The organism is Luteococcus japonicus (assembly GCF_003752415.1).
GTDB lineage: Bacteria > Actinomycetota > Actinomycetes > Propionibacteriales > Propionibacteriaceae > Luteococcus > Luteococcus japonicus.
The window spans coordinates 451,377-473,601 of sequence record NZ_RKHG01000001.1 but is presented as its reverse complement, the minus strand read 5'-3'; the positions used below and the strand labels follow the sequence as shown (position 1 = coordinate 473,601).

The 22,225-nt window shown below is 69.2% G+C and carries 22 protein-coding genes; 10 read left to right on the top strand and 12 right to left on the bottom strand.

Going from position 1 to position 22,225, the window contains the following annotated elements; translation table 11 throughout:
- Positions 1–15: 15 nt before the first annotated feature.
- Positions 16–2,085 carry a coiled-coil domain-containing protein gene (locus EDD41_RS02280; RefSeq protein ID WP_123574813.1) on the bottom strand — a complete coding sequence of 690 codons (2,070 nt, stop codon included), beginning with the start codon at positions 2,083–2,085 and terminating at the stop codon, positions 16–18.
- Positions 2,086–2,186: 101 nt separating this feature from the next.
- On the opposite strand from EDD41_RS02280, the gene EDD41_RS02275 reads away from it, so the two are divergent.
- Positions 2,187–3,692: an Hsp70 family protein gene (locus EDD41_RS02275; protein ID WP_123574812.1), complete on the top strand. Its 1,506-nt coding sequence runs from the start codon at positions 2,187–2,189 to the stop codon at positions 3,690–3,692.
- Here the strand turns inward: EDD41_RS02275 and tpx are convergent.
- Positions 3,662–4,159 (bottom strand): thiol peroxidase, encoded by a 498-nt coding sequence (tpx, locus tag EDD41_RS02270; RefSeq protein WP_123574811.1) that lies wholly within the window; start codon positions 4,157–4,159, stop codon positions 3,662–3,664. The genes EDD41_RS02275 and tpx overlap by 31 nt on opposite strands.
- 59 nt (positions 4,160–4,218) lie before the next feature.
- Between tpx and EDD41_RS02265 the strand changes: the two genes are divergently transcribed.
- The 5 genes from EDD41_RS02265 to EDD41_RS02245 are packed head-to-tail and all read left to right on the top strand — an operon-like array spanning position 4,219 to position 10,019.
- A complete protein-coding gene (locus EDD41_RS02265) occupies positions 4,219–4,920 on the top strand; it encodes a hypothetical protein (RefSeq protein ID WP_148060444.1) in 702 nt (233 codons plus the stop codon).
- Positions 4,917–5,348, top strand: a complete 432-nt coding sequence (locus EDD41_RS17080) for a hypothetical protein (protein ID WP_179110686.1) — start codon at positions 4,917–4,919, stop codon at positions 5,346–5,348. The genes EDD41_RS02265 and EDD41_RS17080 overlap by 4 nt, the downstream gene beginning before the upstream one ends.
- Positions 5,349–5,375: 27 nt before the next feature.
- Complete coding sequence (locus EDD41_RS02255; protein WP_123574809.1) at positions 5,376–8,318, top strand: FAD-binding and (Fe-S)-binding domain-containing protein; 2,943 nt, start codon at positions 5,376–5,378, stop codon at positions 8,316–8,318.
- On the top strand, positions 8,315–9,235 hold the full coding sequence (locus EDD41_RS02250; protein WP_170165199.1) for a DUF4031 domain-containing protein: 921 nt from the start codon (positions 8,315–8,317) through the stop codon (positions 9,233–9,235). Before EDD41_RS02255 ends, EDD41_RS02250 begins: the two co-directional genes overlap by 4 nt.
- A gap of 31 nt (positions 9,236–9,266) precedes the next feature.
- Positions 9,267–10,019, top strand: a complete 753-nt coding sequence (locus tag EDD41_RS02245; protein ID WP_170165198.1) for a tyrosine-protein phosphatase — start codon at positions 9,267–9,269, stop codon at positions 10,017–10,019.
- A 51-nt stretch (positions 10,020–10,070) separates the two neighbouring features.
- Here EDD41_RS02245 and EDD41_RS16710 read toward each other — a convergent pair whose 3' ends face one another.
- Positions 10,071–10,229 (bottom strand): hypothetical protein, encoded by a 159-nt coding sequence (locus EDD41_RS16710; RefSeq protein WP_170165197.1) that lies wholly within the window; start codon positions 10,227–10,229, stop codon positions 10,071–10,073.
- Between the two features lie 332 nt (positions 10,230–10,561).
- Here EDD41_RS16710 and EDD41_RS18265 point away from each other — a divergent pair, with 332 nt between their 5' ends.
- On the top strand, positions 10,562–10,783 hold the full coding sequence (locus EDD41_RS18265; RefSeq protein WP_211336557.1) for a DUF4870 domain-containing protein: 222 nt from the start codon (positions 10,562–10,564) through the stop codon (positions 10,781–10,783).
- Here EDD41_RS18265 and EDD41_RS02235 read toward each other — a convergent pair.
- A complete protein-coding gene (locus tag EDD41_RS02235; protein WP_123574806.1) occupies positions 10,776–11,696 on the bottom strand; it encodes a GNAT family N-acetyltransferase in 921 nt (306 codons plus the stop codon). The two genes, EDD41_RS18265 and EDD41_RS02235, sit on opposite strands and share 8 nt — an antisense overlap.
- Between EDD41_RS02235 and EDD41_RS02230 the strand changes: the two genes are divergently transcribed.
- Positions 11,695–12,384: a cation efflux transmembrane domain-containing protein gene (locus EDD41_RS02230; RefSeq protein WP_094765257.1), complete on the top strand. Its 690-nt coding sequence runs from the start codon at positions 11,695–11,697 to the stop codon at positions 12,382–12,384. The two genes, EDD41_RS02235 and EDD41_RS02230, sit on opposite strands and share 2 nt — an antisense overlap.
- Positions 12,385–12,487: 103 nt before the next feature.
- The gene (locus EDD41_RS02225; RefSeq protein WP_123574805.1) at positions 12,488–13,363 is read left to right on the top strand and encodes an HpcH/HpaI aldolase/citrate lyase family protein; all 876 of its coding nucleotides are present in this window, start codon (positions 12,488–12,490) and stop codon (positions 13,361–13,363) included.
- 12 nt (positions 13,364–13,375) lie between these two features.
- Here the strand turns inward: EDD41_RS02225 and EDD41_RS02220 are convergent, their stop codons facing one another.
- The 5 genes from EDD41_RS02220 to EDD41_RS02200 form a co-directional block, all read right to left on the bottom strand.
- Complete coding sequence (locus EDD41_RS02220; RefSeq protein ID WP_123574804.1) at positions 13,376–15,424, bottom strand: M3 family metallopeptidase; 2,049 nt, start codon at positions 15,422–15,424, stop codon at positions 13,376–13,378.
- A 29-nt stretch (positions 15,425–15,453) separates the two neighbouring features.
- Positions 15,454–16,077, bottom strand: a complete 624-nt coding sequence (locus tag EDD41_RS02215; protein ID WP_094765260.1) for an L-threonylcarbamoyladenylate synthase — start codon at positions 16,075–16,077, stop codon at positions 15,454–15,456.
- A gap of 20 nt (positions 16,078–16,097) precedes the next feature.
- Positions 16,098–16,952: a hypothetical protein gene (locus tag EDD41_RS02210; protein WP_094765261.1), complete on the bottom strand. Its 855-nt coding sequence runs from the start codon at positions 16,950–16,952 to the stop codon at positions 16,098–16,100.
- Entirely contained in the window at positions 16,949–17,914 is a 966-nt protein-coding gene (locus tag EDD41_RS02205) for a hypothetical protein (protein WP_123574803.1), read from the bottom strand. Before EDD41_RS02205 ends, EDD41_RS02210 begins: the two co-directional genes overlap by 4 nt.
- Before the next feature lie 77 nt (positions 17,915–17,991).
- Complete coding sequence (locus tag EDD41_RS02200; RefSeq protein WP_123574802.1) at positions 17,992–18,411, bottom strand: hypothetical protein; 420 nt, start codon at positions 18,409–18,411, stop codon at positions 17,992–17,994.
- A 133-nt stretch (positions 18,412–18,544) separates the two neighbouring features.
- On the opposite strand from EDD41_RS02200, the gene EDD41_RS02195 reads away from it, so the two are divergent.
- A complete protein-coding gene (locus EDD41_RS02195) occupies positions 18,545–19,777 on the top strand; it encodes a pyrophosphate--fructose-6-phosphate 1-phosphotransferase (protein WP_094765265.1) in 1,233 nt (410 codons plus the stop codon).
- A 99-nt stretch (positions 19,778–19,876) separates the two neighbouring features.
- Here the strand turns inward: EDD41_RS02195 and EDD41_RS02190 are convergent, their stop codons facing one another.
- The 3 genes from EDD41_RS02190 to EDD41_RS02180 form a co-directional block, all read right to left on the bottom strand.
- Complete coding sequence (locus EDD41_RS02190) at positions 19,877–20,572, bottom strand: LrgB family protein (protein ID WP_211336556.1); 696 nt, start codon at positions 20,570–20,572, stop codon at positions 19,877–19,879.
- A gap of 17 nt (positions 20,573–20,589) precedes the next feature.
- A complete protein-coding gene (locus EDD41_RS02185; RefSeq protein ID WP_094765267.1) occupies positions 20,590–20,955 on the bottom strand; it encodes a CidA/LrgA family protein in 366 nt (121 codons plus the stop codon).
- Between the two features lie 122 nt (positions 20,956–21,077).
- Positions 21,078–22,142 (bottom strand): YhjD/YihY/BrkB family envelope integrity protein, encoded by a 1,065-nt coding sequence (locus EDD41_RS02180; protein ID WP_094765268.1) that lies wholly within the window; start codon positions 22,140–22,142, stop codon positions 21,078–21,080.
- Between the last annotated feature and the right edge of the window lie 83 nt (positions 22,143–22,225).

The window sequence follows — 22,225 nt, the reverse complement described above, 5'->3', positions numbered from 1 at the left end:
CCGATCAGAAGCGGCTCACAGCTGCCACTGCTTCTGCAGCTGCTTGGCGCGCTTGCCGGCGGCGCGGCCACCCCACCAGCCCTGGGCCTCGGACAGGTGCTCCAGGGCACTGACCAGCTCGCGGCCGTGGCGCTGCGGATCTGCCTGCGCCGGAGCCTCCAGGGCGCCGATCAGATCCTCATGGGAGCTCTCGATGAGTGCCTTGTCCCCGCGGCGTCGAGCCTCGGCGGCACGCTCGCGCAGGGCATCCAGCGGGCTGACGGCTGGGGTGGTCGGTCGCTCGGCCTCTCCACGCTCCGCCTCCCGACGCTCCGCCTCCCGACGCTCGGCCTCGGCTCGCTCTGCCTCGGCACGCTCAGCTTCCTGACGTTCTGCCTCGGCACGCTCGGCAGCAAGACGGTCCTGTTCGGCGTGCTCGTGCTCCCGCTGGATCAGGAGCGCCTCCGCCTCCATGCGCGCGTCCTCCTCCTGCTGGGACTGTTCCTGGGCGGCGGCCTCACGCTCGGTCTGCTCTCGGGTGGCCTGTGCGGCTGCCTCGCGCTCAGAGCGCCGCTCGGCATCCTGGCGTTCGCGTTCGGCGCGCTCGGTGGCCTGGCGCAGTTCGGCGACCGCCCTCTCGCGGGCCTCCTGGTCGCGCACCTCGTCGATGCGACGCATGGCCTCCTCGTCGCTGACCTGCTCCAGGCCAGCCAGGCGAGCGCCGCTCGGGGCCAGGGACGCGGCGGAGTCGGGGACCTCCCAGTGCGGGGTGGGCAGCTGGCTGGGCAGCACCATGCCGCGTGAGCGGCCACGGGCCAGGACCAAGCCGTCCTGGGCGGAGTGGTGCGCTCGCTCGACCTCGCGGGCACGCACGTCCCCCACCAACTGGTCGGCCTGGGCGCGGGAAGTGGCGGCCGCACCGCCATCGGCCAGGGCATCCTGGACCTGGGCTCGGACGAGCAGGGCGACGGCGCGTGCGGCCGCACCGACCGGAACGGACTGGTGGGCCTGGAGCCGGTTCGCAAACTGGTCGAGGGCGGCCAGCGCCCTGTCCGGGTGGCCGGCGGCCAGCTCGGCGCGAGCCAGCGCCGGGGCGACGAGTGCCTGGGTGGGCAGGTGGGAACCAACCGGCTTCTCCGCCTTGAACAGGGCTTGCAGCGCCTGCTGGGCATCGGCGCCGGCCCGGAGCGCCTCCTGGGCACGGCCCGCGTCGGCCAGGGTCCACGTCTGGTCCCCGCGAGCGACCGCCAGGTCGACGCGTCCCTGCTCGCCACGGCGTGCGGCGGTGCGGTGCAGCAGGGTGGAGAGTTCCTCGCGCACCGTCAGCGCCTCGTCCCAGCGTCCTGCCCAGGCGAGCCGGTCGGCGAGGTCGCGTCGCAGTGGCACGACGGGGCCGACGAGGCGTTCCAGGTGGGCCTTTGCCATTCGGGGAAGTTGCTCAAGGTCCGCGCGGGTCCACTCCTGCCAGCGGGCCACAGCCTCGTGCAGGAGGTCGATCGACTGGTCCGTCAAGTCCACGGCGAAGCGGGCATCGGCGTCGGTGCGCAGCGCCTCCAGCAGGATGAGGGTCTCGGCGCCGCTGAATTCGGCCTCGCGGGCGCGGTTCAGGGCGGCATCCGCCTGGGCATTGGCCTGGGCCAGGTCTCCGACGGCAAGGGCACCCCGGGCGCGGGCCAGCAGTGCCCACACCGCGGTCCGGGGCAGGAGTTCATCGGCCAGGCCGTCGCGGGTCAGCTGGTCCTTCCAGGCAAAGGCGGCGCCAATGGTCATGCCGGCATGCTCGGGCAGGTTCATCCCGCTCTGGACCGTGGCGACGTGGGTCAGGGCCGTGAAATAGCGGCCGGCATCCACCAAAGGGGTGTAGGGACCGACCGGCCCACGGGAGGCGACAAGCTTGTCCGCGGCACCGACGGCCTCGGTGGCCTCTGGGGCGGCCTCTGCCCACAGCCGGGAGAGCAGGCGCAGACCGGTGGCCTCGTTGAGGGCGTCCACGAAGTCGTCACTGCGGCCGGGGTCGCTGGAGACCCAGCCCCGCAGCTGCTTGGTGCGGGAGATGGCCTGCTTGAGCTGCTTGGCGTGGTCGTCGCGGGGTTGGTTGTCTGCCATGGCTCCCATTCTGGCAGCACATCCGCGGGCGCTCGACGTGCCCGTTCCGAGGCCCGGGCGGATCGCCGCCCCAGGAGGGCCCGGCATGGTTGGCTTGAGGCATGCACCTTGGCATCGACTTCGGAACCACCCGTACCGTCGTGGCGGTCGCAGACCGGGGGAACTACCCCGTCGTCGACTTCCTCGACCTGGATCACGACTATCACTCCCACTTCCCCACCGTGAGTGCCCTGGTGGACGGGAAGCTCGTCCACGGCTTCGCGGCCCAGACCGCCGCGCGTTCCGGGGCGCGTCTGATTCGTTCCGTGAAGCGTCACCTGGCTGACCCTGACCTCACGCTGGAGTCCGTCATCGACGTCGACGGGCAGCAGATTGCCCTGCTGCACCTGGTGACGAGCTTTTTCACGGCCCTGAGAGAGGCCTTGCAGCAGTCCTCCACCCTGCCCGAGGGCGAGCCGATCGGAGCGGTCGTCGTCGGCGTGCCGGCCCACGCCCACACCGCCCAGCGGCTGCTCACCCTGGAGGCCTTCCGGCGAGCCGGCTTCGAGGTGGGCGCCATGCTGAACGAACCCTCGGCAGCAGGATTCGAGTACACCCACCGCCAGCACCGCACGGTGACCTCACGACGCAACTGCGTCCTCGTCTATGACCTGGGCGGTGGCACCTTCGACGCCTCGCTGGTCAGTGTCGAGAATGCGGACCATGAGGTCCTCGGCTCCGTCGGCATCAACCGGCTGGGCGGCGATGACTTCGACCTGCTGCTGGCGGACCTGGTCCTGGAGAAGGCCGGGGTGCGGGAGCAGGACCTCCCCGAGCGCGCGCTGGACGAGCTGGTGGAGCAGTGCCGCGAGGCCAAGGAGGGTCTGACGCCGCAGACGCGTCGGCTGGGCGTCGAGGTCGGGGACCAGATGGTGGCCCTGGATGTCGCGGACTTCTACCGGGCCTCGACCCCGCTGGTCGAGCAGAGCCTGCAGGTCATGGAGCCGCTGGTCACCGGATTGGATGCCGCCGCGAGTGACCTCGCGGGGCTGTACCTGGTGGGCGGCTCATCGGGCCTGCCCCTGGTGCCACGGGTGCTGCGCGAACGCTTCGGACGGAGGGTGCGCCGCTCCCCCTATCCCGGCGCCTCGACCGCCATTGGACTGGCCATTGCCGCAGACCCGGAGGCGGGCTACACCCTCACCGAGCAGCTCTCCCGCGGCTTCGGCGTCTTCCGGGAGGGGGATGCGGGGCGCGAGGTGCGCTTCGACGCGATCCTGGCGCCGGACCACCGGGTCAGCGTCACCGACGAGGTGGTGGTGACCCGCCGCTACCGTGCGGCGCACAACATCGGGTGGTTCCGCTTCGTGGAGTACGGGCGCCTCGACGATGCCGGACAACCCGTCGGGGACCTGTCACCGCGTGGTGAGCTCATCTTCCCCTTCGACCCCGAACTTCGCCGCGGACAAGACCTGCTCCAGGCGCCGGTGGTGCGCCTGGAGCAGGGGCATCTTGTCGAGGAGGTCTACACGGTGGATCCCCACGGGATCATCACCGTGCGGGTGACCGATCTGGACGACGGATTCAGCGTGACGGCTCAGCCGAGGGCTGCGACGGCCGCGTCGTAGTCGGGCTCGGTGGTGATCTCAGGAACCAGCTGCGAGTGCAGCACGGTGCCGTCGGCATCGATGACCACCACGGCGCGTGCCAGCAGGCCCTGGAGCGGGCCCTCGGTCTGGAGGACGCCGTAGTCGTCGGCGAAGCTGCCGCGGAAGTCCGAGCCGACGGTCACGTTCTCGATGCCCTCGGCGCCGCAGAAGCGGGCCTGCGCGAAGGGGAGGTCCTTGCTGACATTGATGACGGTCGTGTTCTCGAGGCCGGCAGCCAGCTCATTGAACTTGCGCACGCTGGTGGCACAGACACCGGTGTCGACGCTGGGGAAGATGTTGAGCACGACGCGCTTGCTGGCCAGCGACTCGGAGGTCACGGGCGACAGGTCTGCGCCGACGAGGTCGAAGGCGGGGGCGGAGGATCCGACGGTGGGCAGTTCGCCGGAGGTGTTGACCGGGGTGCCCTTGAATGCAGTGGTAGCCATGCCTCTTGTCTAGCACAGCCGGTCTCGACGTGTTAAGGACTCAGGCTTAAGATGTGAACATGAAGGATCCAGACTTCACGAGCGTGTTCGCCGTGACCGCCGACCAGCGACACTCACGTCGATCCGAGGATCGAGTCCCCGAGGCGCTGGCCGCCCTGGAGCACGGCCTGCGAGGCCAGGAACTCCTCCCGGCTGAACGCACCGCCGGGGATGAGCTTCAGCTGCTGCTGCCCAACCCGGACATGGTCCTCACGGTGTTCGAGCAACTGGTACGGCTCGGTGACTGGCGAATCGGCATTGGGCTGGGAGGCGTCGAGTCACCGCTTCCGCGCTCCACCCGCAGCGCCCGCGGGGGCGCCTACCTGGCGGCCCGTGCCGCCATCGAGCGAGCCCACTCCACCCCCACCGGGCTGGCCCTGGAGTGCCAGCGTCCGGGCAGGGCCGGCAATGTCGGTGCCGGCCCCTATGGTGACGACAGAAGGGACACGCAGCGGGCGCTGCACGACGCGGAATCGGCGCTGTGGCTGCTGGAGGGCCTCCTGAAGGGGCGAAGCGTGGAAGGGTGGCAGATCGTGGAACTGCTCGACGAAGGCATCGGTGTGGGCCAGGCGGCGCAACGCCTGGGGATCAGCCCGTCGGCCGCCAGTCAGCGGCACCAGCGAGCCGGCTGGGAGGTGGGTGTGCGCGGGCGGGAGCTGTGCGCCGGACTGCTCGGATCGCTCCAGGAGGGGCTGGGCTCCGGGACGGGTGGTGCGGCATGAGCCCGCTTCTGTCCGGAGCGCTCCAGGCCCTGGTGGTCATGGTCGGCGGCGTGGTCGTCGTCCTGGTGGGAGCGCCGGTGGTCCAGGCCGTCTTTCGCCGGGTCGACCGCAGCACGGTTTCTCCCCGCGGTGCCGAGGCGTCCGCCGACTCCCAGCCAGCGGGCGTTGTGGCTGCGGCGACGCAGCTGCGCGGCGGAGCATGGATCGGGCGGCTGGAGCGGCTGGCGATCTATGCCGGCCTGGTGGCCCACTACCCGGAAGCCATCGCCATCTGCCTGGCCATGAAGGGCCTGGCCCGCTATCCCGAACTGAAGGCCACCACCACGGGTGCCGCCGAGAGGTTCATCATCGGCACCTTCGTCAGCGTCCTGGTGGCATGTTCCGGCGCCGGGCTCGTGCTGGGGGCCTGCCGACTGGTCGAGCCGTGAATCCACCCAAACCACTGGAGGACCCCCATGGAAGTTGACACGCAGTCCGCAAGCGCCCCGCAGCCTGGCCGCCGGGGGCTGCACCGCGTGATCGACGCGTCCTGCGCGCCCGCGGAGGATCGGCTGGACCCATCCTTGGCCGGTGGCAGTCACCCGGACCTGCGCCGGGCCATGGAAGCCCTTCTGGGAGAGGAACAGGTGCACGCCCGCGCATCGGACCTGGTCAGGCATGCCAGCGATGCGAGCCCCTACCGGCTGGTCCCCCAAGTCGTCGTCAGCCCACGCACCGCCGAGCAGGTCGCGGCCGTGCTCCGCCACTGTGCCGAGCATGGCCTCAACGCCACCTTCCGGGCCGGTGGCACCAGCCTGTCCGGGCAGTCCCAGTGCGACGGCGTGCTCGTGGACGTGCGTCGGCACTGGTCCGGGATGGTGGTGGAGGAGGACGGCCAGACCCTTCGCGCCCGGCCTGGAACCGTCCTCGAGCACGCGAATGCCGTGCTTGCACGCCACGGCCGACGGCTCGGCCCGGATCCGGCAAGCGCGCGTGCGGCATGTCTCGGCGGAGTGGTGGCCAACAATGCCGCCGGGATGCGCTGCCGGATGGAGCGCAGCGCCTATGCCACCCTGCGCTCGGCCACCTTCGTCACCGCCTCGGGCACGATCATCGACACCGCCGCCCCCGATGCCGAAGAGCGCTTCGCGAGCGCCGAACCGGCCCTCGCCCAGGGGCTGATGGAGCTGCGACGAGAGGTCCTGGAAGATCCGCAACTGACGGACTTCCTGCGTCGCAAGTACTCGATCCGCAACACCACCGGCTACACGATGCGAGCCCTGCTGGATGGCAGCACCCCCCTGGAGATCTTCCGACGCCTGCTGGTGGGTTCCGAAGGAACCCTGGCCTTCATCGCGGAGGTCGTGATGGACACCTTGCCGATCCCCCCTGTCCTGGGACTGGGCTGGGTGCACCTCCCTGATGCCGCATCCGCCGTGGAGCTGGTGACCCAGGTGCGCGAACTCGGTGCCGAGGCGGTGGAGATGATGATGTCCTCCAGCCTGGTCTCCGCCGCTTCCCGGTTGCCGGGAGCGCCGGCCGACTGGGCCACATTGCCGCCCGACGGTGTCTCCCTGCTGGTGGAATTCGGTGGGCAGGACGAGGCCGAGATCGAGGCACTGCAGGAGCAGATGCGTCGGTGCGCCGCTCCCCTGTCTCCGCTGCTGCCCGTGATCCTGAGCACGGACCCGGCAGTCATGGCCCTCGGCTGGCGGGTCCGTAGCGGTCTGGCCAGTGACATGGCCCTCAACAAGCCCGTCGGTGCCGTCAATGTCAACGAGGACGTCTGCTTTCCCACCGACCGGCTCGCGGAGGGTGTGCGGGACCTGTCGGCACTGCTGACGCACCATGGCTTCAACCCGCAGGTGGTGGGGCATGCCGCCTACGGAAACATGCACTTCACCCTGGCCACCCACCTCGCGACGCCCGAGGGACGCCAGCAGTACTCGGACTTCATGGAGGCCTTCGCGACGCTGGTGGTGGACAAGTACCAGGGGTCCTTGAAGGCCGAACACGGCACCGGCATCAACATGGCGCCCTTCGTGGAACGTGAATGGGGCGAACGGGTCACCGGCATGATGTGGCGGATCAAGCAGCTGGCGGATCCACACGGTGTCCTGGGCAGGGATGTGATGCTCACCAAGGATCCGCAGGTGCACCTGAAGCGTTTCAAGCAGGATCCGCTGGCGGACCCGGTGATAGACGGATGCGTCGAATGCGGCTTCTGCGAGCCGGTCTGCCCCAGTCGCAATGTCACCACGACACCACGCCAGCGGATCGCCTTGCGGCGGGAGATGGCTCGTCAGGAGCCTGATTCCCCACTGACCCGGGCCCTGTTGGACGAGTACCGGTACGAGGCCGTGGAGACCTGTGCCGTGGATTCCTCGTGCGCGGAGGCCTGTCCGTACGGCATCGACACCGGCGCGATGATGAAGTCCCTGCGTGTCGCCCAGGCCTCCCCCACGAGCCAGCGCACCGCTTCCTGGATGTCTGACCATTGGGGGCCCGTCAGTGCAGTTGCCCGGGCGGCGGTCACGGCCGCCGACCTCGTCCAGCAGCGTGTGGGCACGGAACCATTGGCACTGGTGACGGGGGCCTTGCGACGGGTTGCCAGCGCGGACCTCGTGCCTTCGGTGGCCGGACCCATGCCCCGGCCCGCCGCGCGGAAACTGCCTCGGACGGCAAGCCAGGAGGCCTGTGCCGTCTACTTCCCCGCCTGCGTGAACCGGATCTTCGGGCGGGACCCGGGGGTCCAGGGCGGCCTGGGGCTGTCCGAAGCCCTGGTCAGTGTCTCTGCCCGGGCGGGACGGCCGGTGTGGATTCCCGACGACGTCGACGGCCTGTGCTGCGGCACCCCCTTCGGCAGCAAGGGATACCCCGACGCCCGTGACGCGATGTACGTCCGGATGGCGCGTGCCCTGCTCGCCTGGAGCGAGGAGGGGCGCCTCCCTGTGGTGATCGATGCCTCGTCCTGCGCCCAGGCGCTCATCCAGGAACTGCCATCGCACCTTCCTGCGGATCTGGCTGAGCGCTTCGCCGCGGTGCAGGTGATGGATCCGACTCGATGGGCGGCCGAGTTGTTGCCGACGCTCGAGGTGTCGCGCCGCCTGGACCAGGTCACGGTGCACACCGGGTGTTCGGCACGCCAGCTGGGACAGGCCGCGGACATGCTGCGGATCTGCGAGGCGCTGGCCCGCACGGTCCATGTGCCCATTGCACAGGCCTGCTGTGGCACGGCCGGGGATCGGGGGCTGCTGCACCCAGAGCTCGTCGCCTCGGCCACGGAGCAGGAGCTGGCGGACCTGGGTGACAGCCAAGCCTATGTCTCTTCGAACCGCACCTGCGAGATGGGCTTGCGGCAGGCCACCGGCAAGCCCTTCGAGTCCGTGGTCCTTCTGCTGGAGGAGCTCACCCGGTGATCCTTGTCGACACGCCACGCTGGCCGGCACACGGCACCGTCTATGGCCACCTGGTCAGCGACGCGAGCCTGTGGGAACTCCACGACTTCGCGCTCACCCTCGGTCTGGATCCTCGCGGATTCGACCATGACCACTACGACCTCGCCGTCGACCGTTGGGAGCCCGCTCTCGCCCAAGGGGCGACCCTCCTCGACGAGCGAGACCTGGTGCTGCGGCTTCGCACCGGTGGCCTGCGGGTCCTGCCGGCGGACCACGCCCCCAGGCGGCGACGCGCTCGCGCCCGGGTGTCCACGGTGGCCGAGGAACTGCTGGCCGGATGGGGCGCCGGACCACACCTGGTGACGGCGGCGGTGGACGCCCTCGTCGAGGCCCACACCGAGCCGGCCCGGCGGTACCACGACCTGCGTCATGTCGACGAGATGCTGCGTCACCTGGAGACGCTGGCGCAAGCAGACGGTCTGAAGACGGCACCGGTGGCGGAGCGGTTGGCGGCGATCTTCCACGACGTCGTCTACAAAGGACGGGCGGGCGAGGACGAACGCGCCTCGGCCCGGTGGGCCGTAGAGACCCTCGGCGCCGTCGGAGCGCCCGCCGACCTTGTACGCGAGGTGGAGGGCCTTGTCCTCCTCACCGTGGACCACCGCCCGGCGCCGGGTGATGCCGCGGGAGCCCGGGTCAGTGACGCGGACATGGCCATCCTCGCCAGCGTGCCCGGGCGCTACCACGTCAGCGTGCGGGACATCCGGCTGGAGTACGCACATGTCTCTCCCCAGGACTGGCGCAGCGGCCGGGGGCATGTGCTGGACACCTTCCTTGCCCAGGACCGGATCTTCCACACGGAGCACGGGCATGGTGTCTGGGAGGAGCGCGCCCGGGGCAACCTGGCCAACGAGCGGGCCCATCCCGGTTGGCCCTGACCGGGCGCAGCTGCCCGGTAGGGTCGGGGCCATGAACGGCCTGTCGGTGCTGCGTGCCATGACCACCCGCGTCCACGTCCCCTTTGGTGTGTACAACCTGCGCCCCGTGACGTCGACGACCCGTCCCGGAACGGGCGTCTATCGCTCGTCACTGCTCTGGGGGGCCACTGCGTCGGATCGTCGGCGGCTGACGGAACTCGGGATCCGGCTCGTCATCGACCTGCGCACCCAGGAGGTCGCCGCGAACTTCCCCGACCCCCATGTTGAGGGGATCCGCAACACCCTCGTGGACCTGCACGGCACGGGACACACGACCCCTGGGCAGCGGATCACCGAGGCCGACACGATCGAGGCGATGAAGGCCCGCTATCGCCGGATGGTCACTGACCAGGGCCAGCTTCAGCGCATCGCCCAGACCCTGCTGTTGATCGCCGATGAACCGGGTGCCGTGCTCTTCCACTGCACGGACGGCAAGGATCGCACCGGATGGATCGCACTTCTCCTGCAACATGTCCATGGTGACTCGCTGGCCCAGATCCGGGCCGACTACTTGGCCAGCCAGCCCCTGGTTGACCACATGGCCACCTTCCGGTGGCGCACCGACACACTGCGTGGGGGCCGACGCCTGGCCCGCCGCAACCGCCCGATGAACCGGGTTGACCTGGCCTTCCTACAGGCCGGTCTCGACGAGGTGGCCGCTGGGTACGGCGGCCTCGACGGCTATCTCCGCGAAGGTTTGGGCCTCGACGAGGTCACCCTGACCAAGCTGCGCCGCAAGCTCTGACGACCCGGCTCGGACCGCCCCAGGCGGTGCACCGGCATCCCTCCACGGCAGTCACTCGGAATCCTGCTGGTCGAGCAGGGTGTGGGGTGTGGACAGGGCCTTGCGTCGTAGCTCCTGCCGCAGATGCGCTTCGCGTGCGGCAGACCACACCAGCAACACCAACAGTGGCAGTGCGAGCAGGACGAGCCCGGCGGCGACGAACAAGAACATGCCGAAGACCCTAGCGGGGCAAGGGCTCTACGGAGGGGCTCCCGGAAGCACCGGCCGCCCCGGATCATTCCCTGAGTGCACCCCGGTCCACCCCGTGGGCGGCCCCATGGCGGCCTTGGACTGGGTCACCATGGAGTCATGAGCAACTACGGCTACCCCAACAATGCCTACCCGAACCAGTACGGCCAGCACTATGTGATCCCCACCGAGGATCGCAGCGCGGCCGCCCTTGCCCACGGCTCGACGCTGATCGCGCTGGTCTTCAGCGTGGGGTCACTGCCCTTCCTGGGGCCGCTCGTGATGTGGCTCCTGTACAAGGACCGCTCCCCTACGTGCGCCGCGCGGCGGCCAGCGCCTTCAACTTCAACATCTGGCTCACCCTGGCCAATGTCGTCGCCTGGATCCTGGTCTTCACCATCATCGGCTCGCCGGTGGCCGCGATCATCTTCATCGTGACCACGATCATGCAGGTCTGGTGCCACCTGCGCGGCACCCTGAAGTCCCTGCAGGGAGAGGACTACCGCTACCCCTTCCAGACCCGGATCCTCAGCTGACCAGTTCGCGGTAGTGGTAGCGGTGGTGCACGCGGAAGCCGAGCGATTCGTAGAGTCGCTGGGCGCGTGGATTCTCGTCGGCCACTTGCAGGTAGGCCCATCTGGCGCCCAGCTCACGTGCCCTGGCCATCATGGCGATGGTCAGGGCACGGCCATGTCCGTTCCTCCGCAGGGCAGGGTCCACGACGAGGCAGCTCAGGCCAGCCCAGTCGTCGGTGATCGCCATCCGGCCAGCTGCCACGGCCCTGCCGCCGGTCAGCCAGGTGGAGTAGTGGGCGTCGGCCGAGGCGAGCACCTCGACCCGGTCGGGATGTTGCGAGGGGTCGACGCCGAGCCAGATGTCCCCGGGCGTGGTTGACCACTCCAGCGGTGTGGGGGGATCCGACGGGGCGGCGCGCAGGTCTACCGTCATCACGCTTGAGGGGGTGGCCGTGTGCCATCCGCGGGCGGCCAGCGCCGCATCCAGCAGGGCGCCCGGCTCGTCGCCGGTCAGGTCCCGTGCCGCCACCTGCAGGCACGGCCTCAGCCCGCGGTGGCGATAGGAGGCGCTGAGCCCGTCCAGCGCCTCGTCCAAGGGCCGCTCCGCATCGCCCGTCGGATGACAGGAATTGGCGCGGCGCGAGTAGCCACCGCCGGCGTGCAGGCTCCAGCCACCCATCCGGACCACCTCGGTGCCCGGCCATCCCCGTGATGTGAGCCGCACCATGTCGTCCACGGACGAGGTGGGACGCACCACGCGCGGTGGCACGCGTCGCATGACCTGGACGGCGCTGCGCGGAAGCTCCACCGGCCCGCGGCCGGCGGGGAGCACCACCACCCGTTCCTGGTCAGAGAGCACGAGGTCCCCCACGAGGTCATGGGCCCGCCCTTCGGCATCGACATGGCGCAGGCTGATCCGGGCGGGTTGGTGCATGCGCTACAACCTAGCGCGGCACAATGGCGTGGTGACCCACGATGATCTTCCCGGCCCCAGCCTCGACGACTCACCCGAACTTCGCTCCGGCCTGCGCCGCACCGTCCTGCTGGTGGCGCTGCTGAACCTGGGCTACTTCTTCGTGGAGGGCATCGTCGCCCTGGCGATCGGCTCGGTGAGCCTGTTCGCGGACTCGGTGGACTTCTTCGAGGACTTCGCGGTCAACAGCCTGATCGCGTTGGCCCTCGGCTGGAGCCTGTCCCGACGGGCCGTCGCCGGGAAGGTGATGGCCGGCATCATCCTGCTGCCTGCCTTGGCGGCCGTTTGGCAGGCAGTGAGCAAGTTCCGCAATCCGGAGCCTCCGCAGGTCCTGTCCCTGCTCGTCACGGCCGGTGGTGCCATCGCGGTGAACCTGCTGTGCACCTGGGTGCTGGCCCGGTGGCGCCACCATGGCGGGTCCATGACGGCGGCCGCTTTCCTGGCCGCCCGCAATGACGTCATCGCCAATCTGGCCATCATTGCCATGGGTGGCCTCACCTGGGCCACCAGGTCCGGATGGCCGGACATTGCGCTGGGCCTTTTCATTGTCGCCCTGAACGTCACGGCCGCCCGCGAGGTGTGGGAAGTGGCCGAGAGCGAGACGCTGGCCGCGAGGGCGCTGGCCGGCGAAGAGATCGACGATGACTAGGACGTGAGACGGGCCATCTCGCGGCACGAGACTCTAGTTTGACGTCAAGGGATCCCGTAGCCTCGTCGCCAGAACCACCCGTTCGACGACGAGAGGCACTCACGTGACCGACGCTCCCACCATTGGCCCCGACCTCGCCCGCTCCTGGCTGCTGGTCAACGGACTGCACACCGACCGCTTCACGCACGTCGGGCAGGCGGACATCGTCGTGCTGGACATCGAGGACGCCGTGGCCCCGGCCAACAAGGCCCAGGCTCGCGAGAACGTCGTCCAGCACCTGTCCAGCGGGGAGCACCACGCCTGGGTGCGGATCAACGGATTCGGCACCGAGTGGTGGGAGGCGGACCTCAAGTCCCTGGCGGCCCTCCCCGGCCTGGAAGGCATCTTCCTGGCCATGGTCGAGGGACCCGAGCACGTCATGCGCACCGCCGCCATGCTGCCCGACGGCACGCCGATCGTGGCCCTGGTGGAGACCGCTCGCGGGATCACCTACCTTCCACAGATCGCCGCCAGCCGCCACACCTTCCGGCTCGCCTTCGGCCTGGGTGACTACCGACGTGACACGGGCTTTGACGACGACCCCACCACGCTGGCCTACACCCGCAGCCAGTTCACCATCGCCTCCAAGGCGGCAGGCCTGCCCGGCGCCATCGACGGCCCGGCCGTGGGTGCCACGGGCGTCGCCCTGGCCGATTCGGCCGGTGTGACCTCACAGTTCGGGATGACCGGCAAGATCTGCCTGATGCCTGAGCAGACCCCCATCGTCAACGAGATCCTTGCGCCGAGCATCAACGACATGTCCTGGGCGCTGGACTTCCTCAAGGAGTTCAACGAGGCGGGCGCCGAGATCCGCAATGGCTCCGACCTGCCGCGGTTGGCGCGGGCGAACAAGATCCTGACCCTCGCGCAGGCCTTCGGGCTGACGCCGCCGGACGGCTACCACCACTTCCCCGCCCCCAGCGACACCTACCACTGCTGAGGCGGGCCGAACTCACCCGAGGCCGCGACGCGCCAGGAGCGGTTCGATGCGCGCGTCGCGGCCCCGGAAGGCTCGGTAGCCCTGCAGAGGGTCCCGGGTCAGTCCGCGGCTGAGCACCTCGTCGCGGAAGCGTTGGCCGTTCTCCCGGAGCAGGCCTCCGTTCTCGGTGAACCATTCGACGGTGTCGGCGTCCAGCACCTCGGAGAAGATGTAGGAGTAGTAGCCCGCGTCGTAGCCGCCGGCGAAGGTGTGTGAGAAGTAGGTGCTGCGATAGCGCGGCCCGATCCACGGGTTGGCCAGCCCGATCCTGTCCAGTGCCTCCCGCTCGAAGGCCTGCACATCGTCGACGACGGCGCCGGGCTCCAGCCGGTGCCACTGCTGGTCCAGGAGTGCCGAGGCCAGGTACTCGGTGGTGTTGAAGCCCTCGTTGAAGGTGCTGGCCGCCTCCATGGCCTGCAGGACCTGGGCCGGGATCGGCTCGCCCGTCGTGTGGTGGCGGGCGTAGTGCGCGACCACCTCCGGCCAGGTGATCCACATCTCGTTGACCTGGCTGGGGAACTCGACGAAGTCACGGGAGACGTTGGTGCCGGACAGGCTCGGGTAGGTGGCATCGCTGAGCAGGCCATGCAGGGCGTGGCCGAACTCGTGGAACATCGTGGTCACCTCGTCCAGGGTCAGCAGCACCGGCTCCCCCTCGGCAGGTTGCGGGACGTTCAGGTTGTTGCAGACCACGGGAAGCTCGCCGAACAGGTGGTTCTGCTCCACAAGATTGTTCATCCACGCCCCGCCACGCTTCGAGTCACGCGTGAAGACGTCGTGGATGAACAGGCCCAGCGTGCTGCCATCGACGTCCAGCACCTCGAAGGTGCGCGCCTGGGGATGGTAGGCCACCAGGTCCGGGCGCTCGACGAAGGAGATGCCGTAGAGCTGCGTCGCCGTCCAGAAGACACCATCTGTCAGGACGCGTTCGTACTCGAACCAGGAGCTCAGGCCAGCGGTATCCACCGCGTGGCGCTCGCGGCGCACCTGCTCCGCGTAGAAGGACCAGTCCCAGGGTGCCAGCGGCTCGGCGGGAACTCCCCTGGCCGCATGGTCCGCGTCCATCCTGGACTGCAGGGACTGCGCCTCGCCTTCCAGGTTCGCGAGCGCCGGTGCCACCAAGGGTTGCACCACCTCGTCGATCCGTTCGGGCGTGCCCGCGGTCTCGTCCGCCGCGACGACGGCCGCGTGGTTGGGATGTCCCAGCAGACCCGCACGCTCGGCGCGCAGGGCGGTGATCCGTGAGACCAGGGCGTTGTTGTCGTGCTCCTTTCCGCGGTTGCACCGCTGGGTGGATGCCTCGTACAGCCGTCGCCGACTTTCGCGCTGGGTGAGCTGGGCCAGGAAGGGATGGTCGCTGAAGAGCACCAACGTCACCAGGAAGCCGTCGAGTCCGCGCGCCTCGGCCGCCGCTCGGCAGGCACTCAGCTGGGAATCGGACAGCCCGTCGAGTTCAGCCGGATCTCGGAACGGCACGGCCAGGTCATTCGTCTCCGCGAGCAGGTTCTCCTGGAAGCGAGTCATCAGCCGGGACAACTCCTGGTTGACCTCCATCAGCCGGAAGCGCCGTGGGTCGTCGAGCCCAGCACCGGCCAACTGCATGCGTCGCCAGGTGCGTTCGACCAGGAATCGGGACTCCGCGTCCAGCCCGAGCCCGTCCAGGGCCTCGCGCACTGCGCTGACCCGCGCAAACAGCTCTGGATCCAGCAGCAGGGCATCTCCATGGGCCGCCAGGAGGGGCGCGAACTCGCTGTCCAGGGCGCGCAGGGCGTCTTCGGAGTCTGCCGCGACCTGGTTGTGGAAGATGCGCCGTGCCAGTCCCAGCAACCGGCCCGAGGCCTCCAGGGCCCGGACGGTGTTGTCAAAGGTGGGTTCATCCGGATTGCCGACGATGGCCTCCAGTTCGGCGCGCTGTTCTGCCATGCCGGCCTCGAGTGCCTCGCGATGGTGCTCGGTCTCCAGGACGGTGAAGTCGGGGAGCCCGAAGGGACGGTCTGCGGCGTCAAGCAAGGGATTGGGCATGCGCCCACCCTAGCCACGGCCGGGCCGGGTCACCCCTCGAAGGGTGCGGGGTCTCCTGCGCCCGTGCGCGCCACCTGGACCTCGTCGCCGGTGAAGTCCACCACCGTGGTGGGGCCTGCGCCCACATCGCCGGAATCAAGGACCAGGTCCACCTCATGACCGAGTGCGTCGGCGATGGTCCAACCATCGGTCTGCGGCTCGTCCTCGCCGGGAAGGATCAGCGACGAGGAGGTCAAGGGCTCCCCCAGTTCCGAGAGCAGGGCCAGTGCCGTCACGTGGTCCGGGATCCGTACGCCGACGGTCTTCTTGCGCGGGTTCAGCATCGCCTTGGGCAGTTCCCGGGTGGCCTTGAGGATGAAGGTGTACGGGCCGGGCGTGGCCGCCTTGATGGCACGAAACTGCCAGTTGTCCATCTCCACCCACTGCCCCAGCTGGGCGAATTCGCTGACCACCAGGGTGAAGTGGTGCTTGTCGTCGAGCTGGCGGAGCCGGCGGATCCGGTCCAGTGCGTCCCGGTTTCCCATGGCACAGCCCAGCGCGAAACCCGAGTCAGTCGGGTAGGCCACGAGGCCTCCGTCGCGGATCACGGCGGCCGCCTGTGCCAGTGCACGCGGCTGAGGATTGGCGGGATGGACGTCGAGATAGCGGGCCATGCCCGCAGTCTAGGCCCCGTTCACCATTCCAGCCGGTGGATTCCGGCGGCAGCTTCGGCGATGCATGTCTGGACCTGTGGCCCCGCAGGCAGCTCGGTGCGGGATGCGGTGCCGTGCTGGGCGAGGTGGGCGTGGACGACGGTGCGCGGCGGGTCACCCTCGAAGGCGACGGCCAGTGCCAGGCGCCCCAGCACGATGGGCAGGCGTCTCGTGTACTGGGTGATGGGCTCGTCGCACGCCCAGCTCACCTCGTAGCGGATCTGCCCCAGGTCACCCCGCCGCAGCTCGTGGTCCAGCCGGACCTCCATGGCGAGGACGCCGGCGGCCGGCAGGATCTGGTGACTGCCGAGGTGTGCACCCGCCTCGGCGGAGGCGGACTCCAGCCGGGCGTTCGGGTGTGGCAGGGGCATCAGGACGGGGAACCGGGAGACCTTCTTGGCATCCGCCCAGTGCAACTGGTGAGTGGTGAGCTGCATCCGCTGCCCATCCTCCGACACGGTCAGTTCGTCGGTGATGACGCGTGCCTCCAGATGCCGGTCGAGGTCCATTCCCATTCCGGCCACAGCCAGTTGCACGGCCTTGAGGTCCGCCACGCCGACCGACGGGTTCCAGCGGGCATTGAGGGCCCCCGGGAGTGAGCTCACCAGGTGCCCGGGGACGAGGTCCAGCAGCCGTTCCAGATGTGTGACGGCCTGGCGAGAACGCGCCCGGGCCGGGACGGAGCGGCCCGAGCACCAGTAGCTCAGAGTGGCGGCCGACAGCGGGGTCCCCAGCTCGCCGAGACGTTGGCTGAGTTGTTGCAGGGTGAGAGAGCCTTCGGACACGGCCCGGCTGAGGGCTCCGGCGAAGGCAGTGCTGGGGCTGGTGTCGGTCATGACTGTCCACCGTTCTCCTCGACACCCTCGAAGTCCCAGGACAGGCAGTGCCAGCCGGGCGGTGGGTCGGCCAGGCACACCTGCGCATGACGCCCCCGGGGCACGGTCTGCCGCAGGGGATGGCGCTTGGCGATGTCCGGCTCGTAGTCGTAGGGCGTCGTCTCGTAGGCCGCCACCGACGGCACAGAGCCCAGGAAATGGGCCTCGAAGACCAGGAAGGGGATGCTGGTCTTCAGGACGCGCTGGACATCGCCGCCTGAATCGGGGTCGGTGCCGTGCCATTTCGTCGTGAATGACCGCATGTGTGGCTGACCGGCGGTCAGTGGGTGTGGCAGCAGGAGTTCGACCGCCATCAGGCCGCGCTCCCCCAGGTCCACCACGCGGCCCAGCTCGCAGCCCGTCCCGGCTTCCACCAGGGGGAGCTCGTCCTCGGGTCCATTGGTGCCCAGCACGACGGCCGTCCGGTTCAGGCCGTCGTGGAGCGCACGTACCACCTCCCGGGTGGTCTCCACCCGGGCGCGGTCGTCCTCGAGGACCGTCACGCGGGCATGTACGTAGTCGGTGGCCACATCGCCGTAGGGATCAACTTGCAGCGCCTCGAGCAGGGCGGTGACCCGGTCCGAGAGGGCCAGGTGGTGCAAGGGCTGCCAGCGGCTGAAGGCATCGCTCGGCAGGGAACTGGTGAGGTGCCCGATGGGCAGGCGCAGGATGCGCTCGAGTTCTGCGATCGCCGCCAGGGAACTCTCCCGGGTGGGCAGCGCCCGGCCACGTTGCCAATAGCTGAGGGTGGCCTGGGAGACGGGCTTGCCGGCCTCCTCGAGCCGACGCACCACCTGTTCCAGCGTCAGCCCCTGACGGGCCAGAGCCGTGGACAGCGCCGTGGAGAATCGGTTGTCCTGCTCCGCTGCGAAGGCCCGGGCTTCCTTGTCTGGCACGCGCCGGGCCTCCTCTGGGTTGGTCACACGCGAACTGTCATCATGAATGGTGCCCCATCGTGTCTGACTCATCAAGACTTTAGCGTGTGCGACGAGGGGAGCATTCAGATCCGGTGCAGCTCGCCGCGCGCCGCGCCACTGGCCGTGAGCTGTTCCACGCCGAGCAGTGCGAGGAAGGTGGTCGGCACGGTGGTGCTCGTGGTCACGTCCAGCATTCCGTCGTGCATGCTCGCGGAACCGTTCAGGCCCTCGTCGTCCAGCACCTGGCGTGCGGCACGGAGGGCGGCACCGGAACCGTCCTGACCGACCAGGCGTCGTGCCGCACCGGCATCGCAGCCGGAACGCACTGCATGGGCCGCGACCACCTCGGCCCGTCGATGGGCCCGGACCTGTGCCGTGCCGTCGACGACCAGCCCCGCGACCAGGAAGAGCGCCATGATGACGGGGGCCGTCATCGCCGTCAGGCTGGAGCCGCGGTCGTCGCCGCCGGCGCTGGCGCTTTGGTGTGGGGGTGGGCAGGTCATGCCCGGAGTCTGGCAGCGGGGACAGCCCTATGACGAGGCTCACAGGACCGCCCAGTGCACCCGGTCTGGCTCCCCCGCCCGTCGACTTGGATAGGCTGGAGCCACATAGCTTCTACGAAAGGTCTGGACCAACATGGTCAAGAAGGTTGCGCTGCTCACCGCGGGTGGTTTCGCCCCGTGTCTGTCGTCTGCCGTCGGCGGTCTCATCGAGCGCTACACCGAGGTTGCCCCCGACGTCGAGATCATCGCCTACAAGCACGGCTACCAGGGCCTGCTCAAGGGTGACTACTTTACCGTGACCCCCGCCGTGCGTGAGAATGCCGCAGTCCTGCACCAGTACGGCGGCTCCCCCATCGGCAACTCCCGGGTCAAGCTGACCAATGCCGCGGACCTGGTCAAGCGTGGTCTGGTCAAGGAGGGCGAGGATCCGCTGAAGGTGGCCGCCGACCGTCTGGTGGCTGACGGCGTGGACGTGCTGCACACCATTGGTGGCGATGACACGAACACCACCGCCGCCGACCTGGCCGCCTACCTGCACGAGAACGACTACGAACTGACCGTCGTGGGCCTGCCCAAGACCATCGACAACGACGTCATCCCGATCAAGCAGTCGCTGGGGGCCTGGACCGCCGCCGAGCAGGGCGCCGGTTTCGCCCGCAACATCATCGGTGAGCACAACTCCGGCTCGCGCATGCTCATCATCCACGAGGTCATGGGCCGCAACTGTGGCTGGCTGACCGCCGCCACTGCCCAGAAGTACCGCGAGTGGCTGGACAGCGTCGAGACCTGGATCCCCGAGATCGGTCTGAGCAAGGACGCCTGGGACGTGCACGCCGTCTACGTACCGGAGGCCGAACTGGACCTGGGGGCCGAGGCCGAGCGCCTGAACAAGGTGATGGACGAGGTGGGCAATGTGACCATCTTCCTGTCGGAGGGCGCGGGCCTGGAGTCGATCATCGCGGAGATGGAGAAGGCCGGCGAGGAGGTCCCGCGGGATCCCTTCGGCCACGTCAAGCTCGACAAGGTCAACCCCGGCAAGTGGTTCGGCGACCAGTTCGCCAAGCTGCTCAAGGCTGAGAAGGTCATGGTGCAGAAGTCCGGCTACTACAGCCGCGCCGCTGCCGCCAATGACGCGGACCTGGCCCTGATCAAGCAGTGCACGGACCTCGCCGTGGACTCGGCGCTGGCCGGCAAGCCGGGCGTCGTGGGCCAGGACGAGGAGGCCGGCGACGTGCTGAGCGTCATCGACTTCCCGCGCATCAAGGGTGGCAAGCCCTTCGACATCAACCAGGAATGGTTCGGTCAGATGCTTGAGACCATCGGTCAGGGTGCGCCCAAGCCGGTGGCGCACGCCCCCGAGCACTGAGATCTGGGGGCTGTGCCCCCGGACCCTGACGCTGAGTCACGAGGGCCCGGCCTCCACTTCGGTGGTGGCCGGGCCCTCGTCTTGCCACGCGGCTCCGGATCAGCCGAGCAGGGCCAGTACCCCGGGCATCAGCAGCGACGTGCTGATCCCGGACAGTGCCATCGCCAGGGCGGCGAAGGCCCCCGCGAGCGGATCCTCCTCCAGGGCGCGGCTGGTGCCGATGCCATGTGATGCCACGCCCAGCGCGAGTCCACGGACCCGGGGATCGTGAATGCCCACTGCTCGGAGCAAGCCGGGGCCGGCGACGGCGCCGAGCACCCCGGTCAGCACGGTCACCACGGCGGCGAGCGCCGCAACTCCACCTGTCGAACTGGCCAGCACGATGGCGATCGGGGTGGTGGCGGACTTGGGTGCCAGCGTCGCCTCCAGTTGTGGTGTGCCGCCACACAGCCTGACGACCACGACGGTGGTGGCCATGGCCGCAGTGCTGCCGACGAGGACGGCCATCAGCACGGGCCTGAGCATGCGACCGATGGACGGTCCCGCCCGGTGCAGGGGAACCGCCAGGGCCACGGTGGCGGGGCCCAGCAGGAAGCTCAGGAGGTCTCCCCCGGTGAGGTAGTCCGCATATCCGACGCCGGCGACGTGGAGTACGGCGACCACCAGGGCGATGGCCACCAGCACCGGGGTGAGCAGCGGATGTCGGCCGCCGCGCAGCCACAGGCGGTGTGCCACGCCGTAGGCGCCGATGGTCAGGGTCACGCCGAACAATGGGGTGGTCGTGAACTGGTGCAAGGACGGGAGCATGTGCCTCACTGCCCCTCGTCCGGGTCCGACGCATTGCGCGCCAGCCCGCCCCGCGAAGCGAAGACCGTGCCCAGCAGACCCGCGGCCCAGCCCAGGAGCATGGCGGCGCCGATCGGCAGCCATTGGTGCCGCAAGAGGCCCAGACAGGTCACCAGGCCGACGCCGGCCGGGATGAAGAGCAGGGGCAGGTCCTGCAGGATCCGTCCACCGGCACGCATCACCGGGGCTTCAACCCCCGGGCGACGCACCGTCAGGATGGCCAGCAGGAACAACATGCCGGCCACGGGGCCCGGAATCGGCAGGTGCAGGGCCTGGGAGAGCAGGGTGCCCACGAGCTGGCACATGAGGAGCTGGAAAAGTCCTTCGATCATGGTCTCTTTCCCGCGGCGACGGCGCACCGCGTCGTCATCGTCCGGGAACTGCCCCACGAAGGGTCAGTGGTAAGACCATACTACGCTCCCGCAGCGCCCCAACCAATCACACGGGCGCTGCGTCAGACCTTGAAGATCCTGCGGTGCCGCCGGTGCTCGCTCTCCAGCCGCCGGGCCTCCTCCTTGGCGAGCTTCTCCCGCTGCTTGGCCTTCTCGTCGTTGAGCCGCGCGGCCTCGGCGGCCTCCCAGTGACCCGGTACCGTCATCACGTCGGAGCGTCGACGCAAGGGCAGGTCGACCTCGGAGTACTTGCGAGGCGTGGCCGGTTGGTAGCTGGTGGCGATCCACGCGGCCGCGAACAGGATCAACCTGGCGAACAGGTTGAAGAAGAGCATCACGATGATGATGTTGCCGAAGACCACGGTGGACAGGCTCTTGGAGAACCAGGTGATGAGCTGGGTGGTGCCGTAGAGCAGCGCCGTCATCGTGACGCCGGACCCGAAGGAGCCCTTGAGCATGTCCTTCAGCGGTGCCCGGTACTGCGGGAGCACGTGGAAGAGGAACCAGAAGAGCAGGCTGGACAGCAGCACGGTCAGCAGCATGGCGCCCAGCTGCAGGGTGCTCTCCACCCCTGCCGTCTGATCGATCCCCAACCAGTCCACCACTCGGCCCGCGAAGTTCCCGCTCAGCGTCACGATGGTGAAGGAGACCATCAGCGCCCCGATCAGGGCCACGAAGTAGAGCAGGTTCACGAAGCGCTCCGCCACCCAGTTGCGGCCCGGAGGACTCATGTCGAACTCGGGGCGCCACTGGGCGCGGACGGCACCGCGCAGGTTGCCCATCCACCCGGAGCCCGAGTAGGCGGCCACCGGCACGGCGATCAACAGGACCTTGGGCCAGTTGTTCAAGGCCAGGTTGATCTGCTTCACGGCGGCCGCACCGCCGGCGATGGCGCCGACCTCACGAATGGCCCGGTCCGTCAGGGTGATCAGCCACTCCGGCTTGTAGACCGTCAGGGTCCAGCCCAGGAAGCTGAAGGCGAACATCAGGGCCGGGATGAGTGTCAGCACGGAGAAGTAGGTGATGCCGCCCGCCAGCTGGTTTCCCATCCGGTTCTGGAAGCGGTCATTGGCGCGAATGAGGTGGGCAGACCACGGCGTGCGCTTCAGCCACCGCCACAGCCCCATCGATCCCCCTAGGTCACGTTTCCGTCCCCAAGAGGGTAGCGGCCCGCGCCGCTTGACGGGCAAGCGGCGCGGGCCGTGTTGGG

Bases quoted from the DNA above. Each gene is read 5' to 3' on its own strand.
- EDD41_RS02280 (WP_123574813.1), bottom strand. From the start codon at position 2,085: ATGGCAGACAACCAACCCCGCGACGACCACGCCAAGCAGCTCAAGCAG.
- EDD41_RS02275 (WP_123574812.1), top strand. From the start codon at position 2,187: ATGCACCTTGGCATCGACTTCGGAACCACCCGTACCGTCGTGGCGGTC.
- tpx (WP_123574811.1), bottom strand. From the start codon at position 4,159: ATGGCTACCACTGCATTCAAGGGCACCCCGGTCAACACCTCCGGCGAA.
- EDD41_RS02265 (WP_148060444.1), top strand. From the start codon at position 4,219: ATGAAGGATCCAGACTTCACGAGCGTGTTCGCCGTGACCGCCGACCAG.
- EDD41_RS17080 (WP_179110686.1), top strand. From the start codon at position 4,917: ATGAGCCCGCTTCTGTCCGGAGCGCTCCAGGCCCTGGTGGTCATGGTC.
- EDD41_RS02255 (WP_123574809.1), top strand. From the start codon at position 5,376: ATGGAAGTTGACACGCAGTCCGCAAGCGCCCCGCAGCCTGGCCGCCGG.
- EDD41_RS02245 (WP_170165198.1), top strand. From the start codon at position 9,267: ATGAACGGCCTGTCGGTGCTGCGTGCCATGACCACCCGCGTCCACGTC.
- EDD41_RS16710 (WP_170165197.1), bottom strand. From the start codon at position 10,229: ATGTTCTTGTTCGTCGCCGCCGGGCTCGTCCTGCTCGCACTGCCACTG.
- EDD41_RS02230 (WP_094765257.1), top strand. From the start codon at position 11,695: ATGCGCTACAACCTAGCGCGGCACAATGGCGTGGTGACCCACGATGAT.
- EDD41_RS02235 (WP_123574806.1), bottom strand. From the start codon at position 11,696: ATGCACCAACCCGCCCGGATCAGCCTGCGCCATGTCGATGCCGAAGGG.
- EDD41_RS02220 (WP_123574804.1), bottom strand. From the start codon at position 15,424: ATGCCCAATCCCTTGCTTGACGCCGCAGACCGTCCCTTCGGGCTCCCC.
- EDD41_RS02215 (WP_094765260.1), bottom strand. From the start codon at position 16,077: ATGGCCCGCTATCTCGACGTCCATCCCGCCAATCCTCAGCCGCGTGCA.
- EDD41_RS02210 (WP_094765261.1), bottom strand. From the start codon at position 16,952: ATGACCGACACCAGCCCCAGCACTGCCTTCGCCGGAGCCCTCAGCCGG.
- EDD41_RS02200 (WP_123574802.1), bottom strand. From the start codon at position 18,411: ATGACCTGCCCACCCCCACACCAAAGCGCCAGCGCCGGCGGCGACGAC.
- EDD41_RS02195 (WP_094765265.1), top strand. From the start codon at position 18,545: ATGGTCAAGAAGGTTGCGCTGCTCACCGCGGGTGGTTTCGCCCCGTGT.
- EDD41_RS02185 (WP_094765267.1), bottom strand. From the start codon at position 20,955: ATGATCGAAGGACTTTTCCAGCTCCTCATGTGCCAGCTCGTGGGCACC.
- EDD41_RS02180 (WP_094765268.1), bottom strand. From the start codon at position 22,142: ATGGGGCTGTGGCGGTGGCTGAAGCGCACGCCGTGGTCTGCCCACCTC.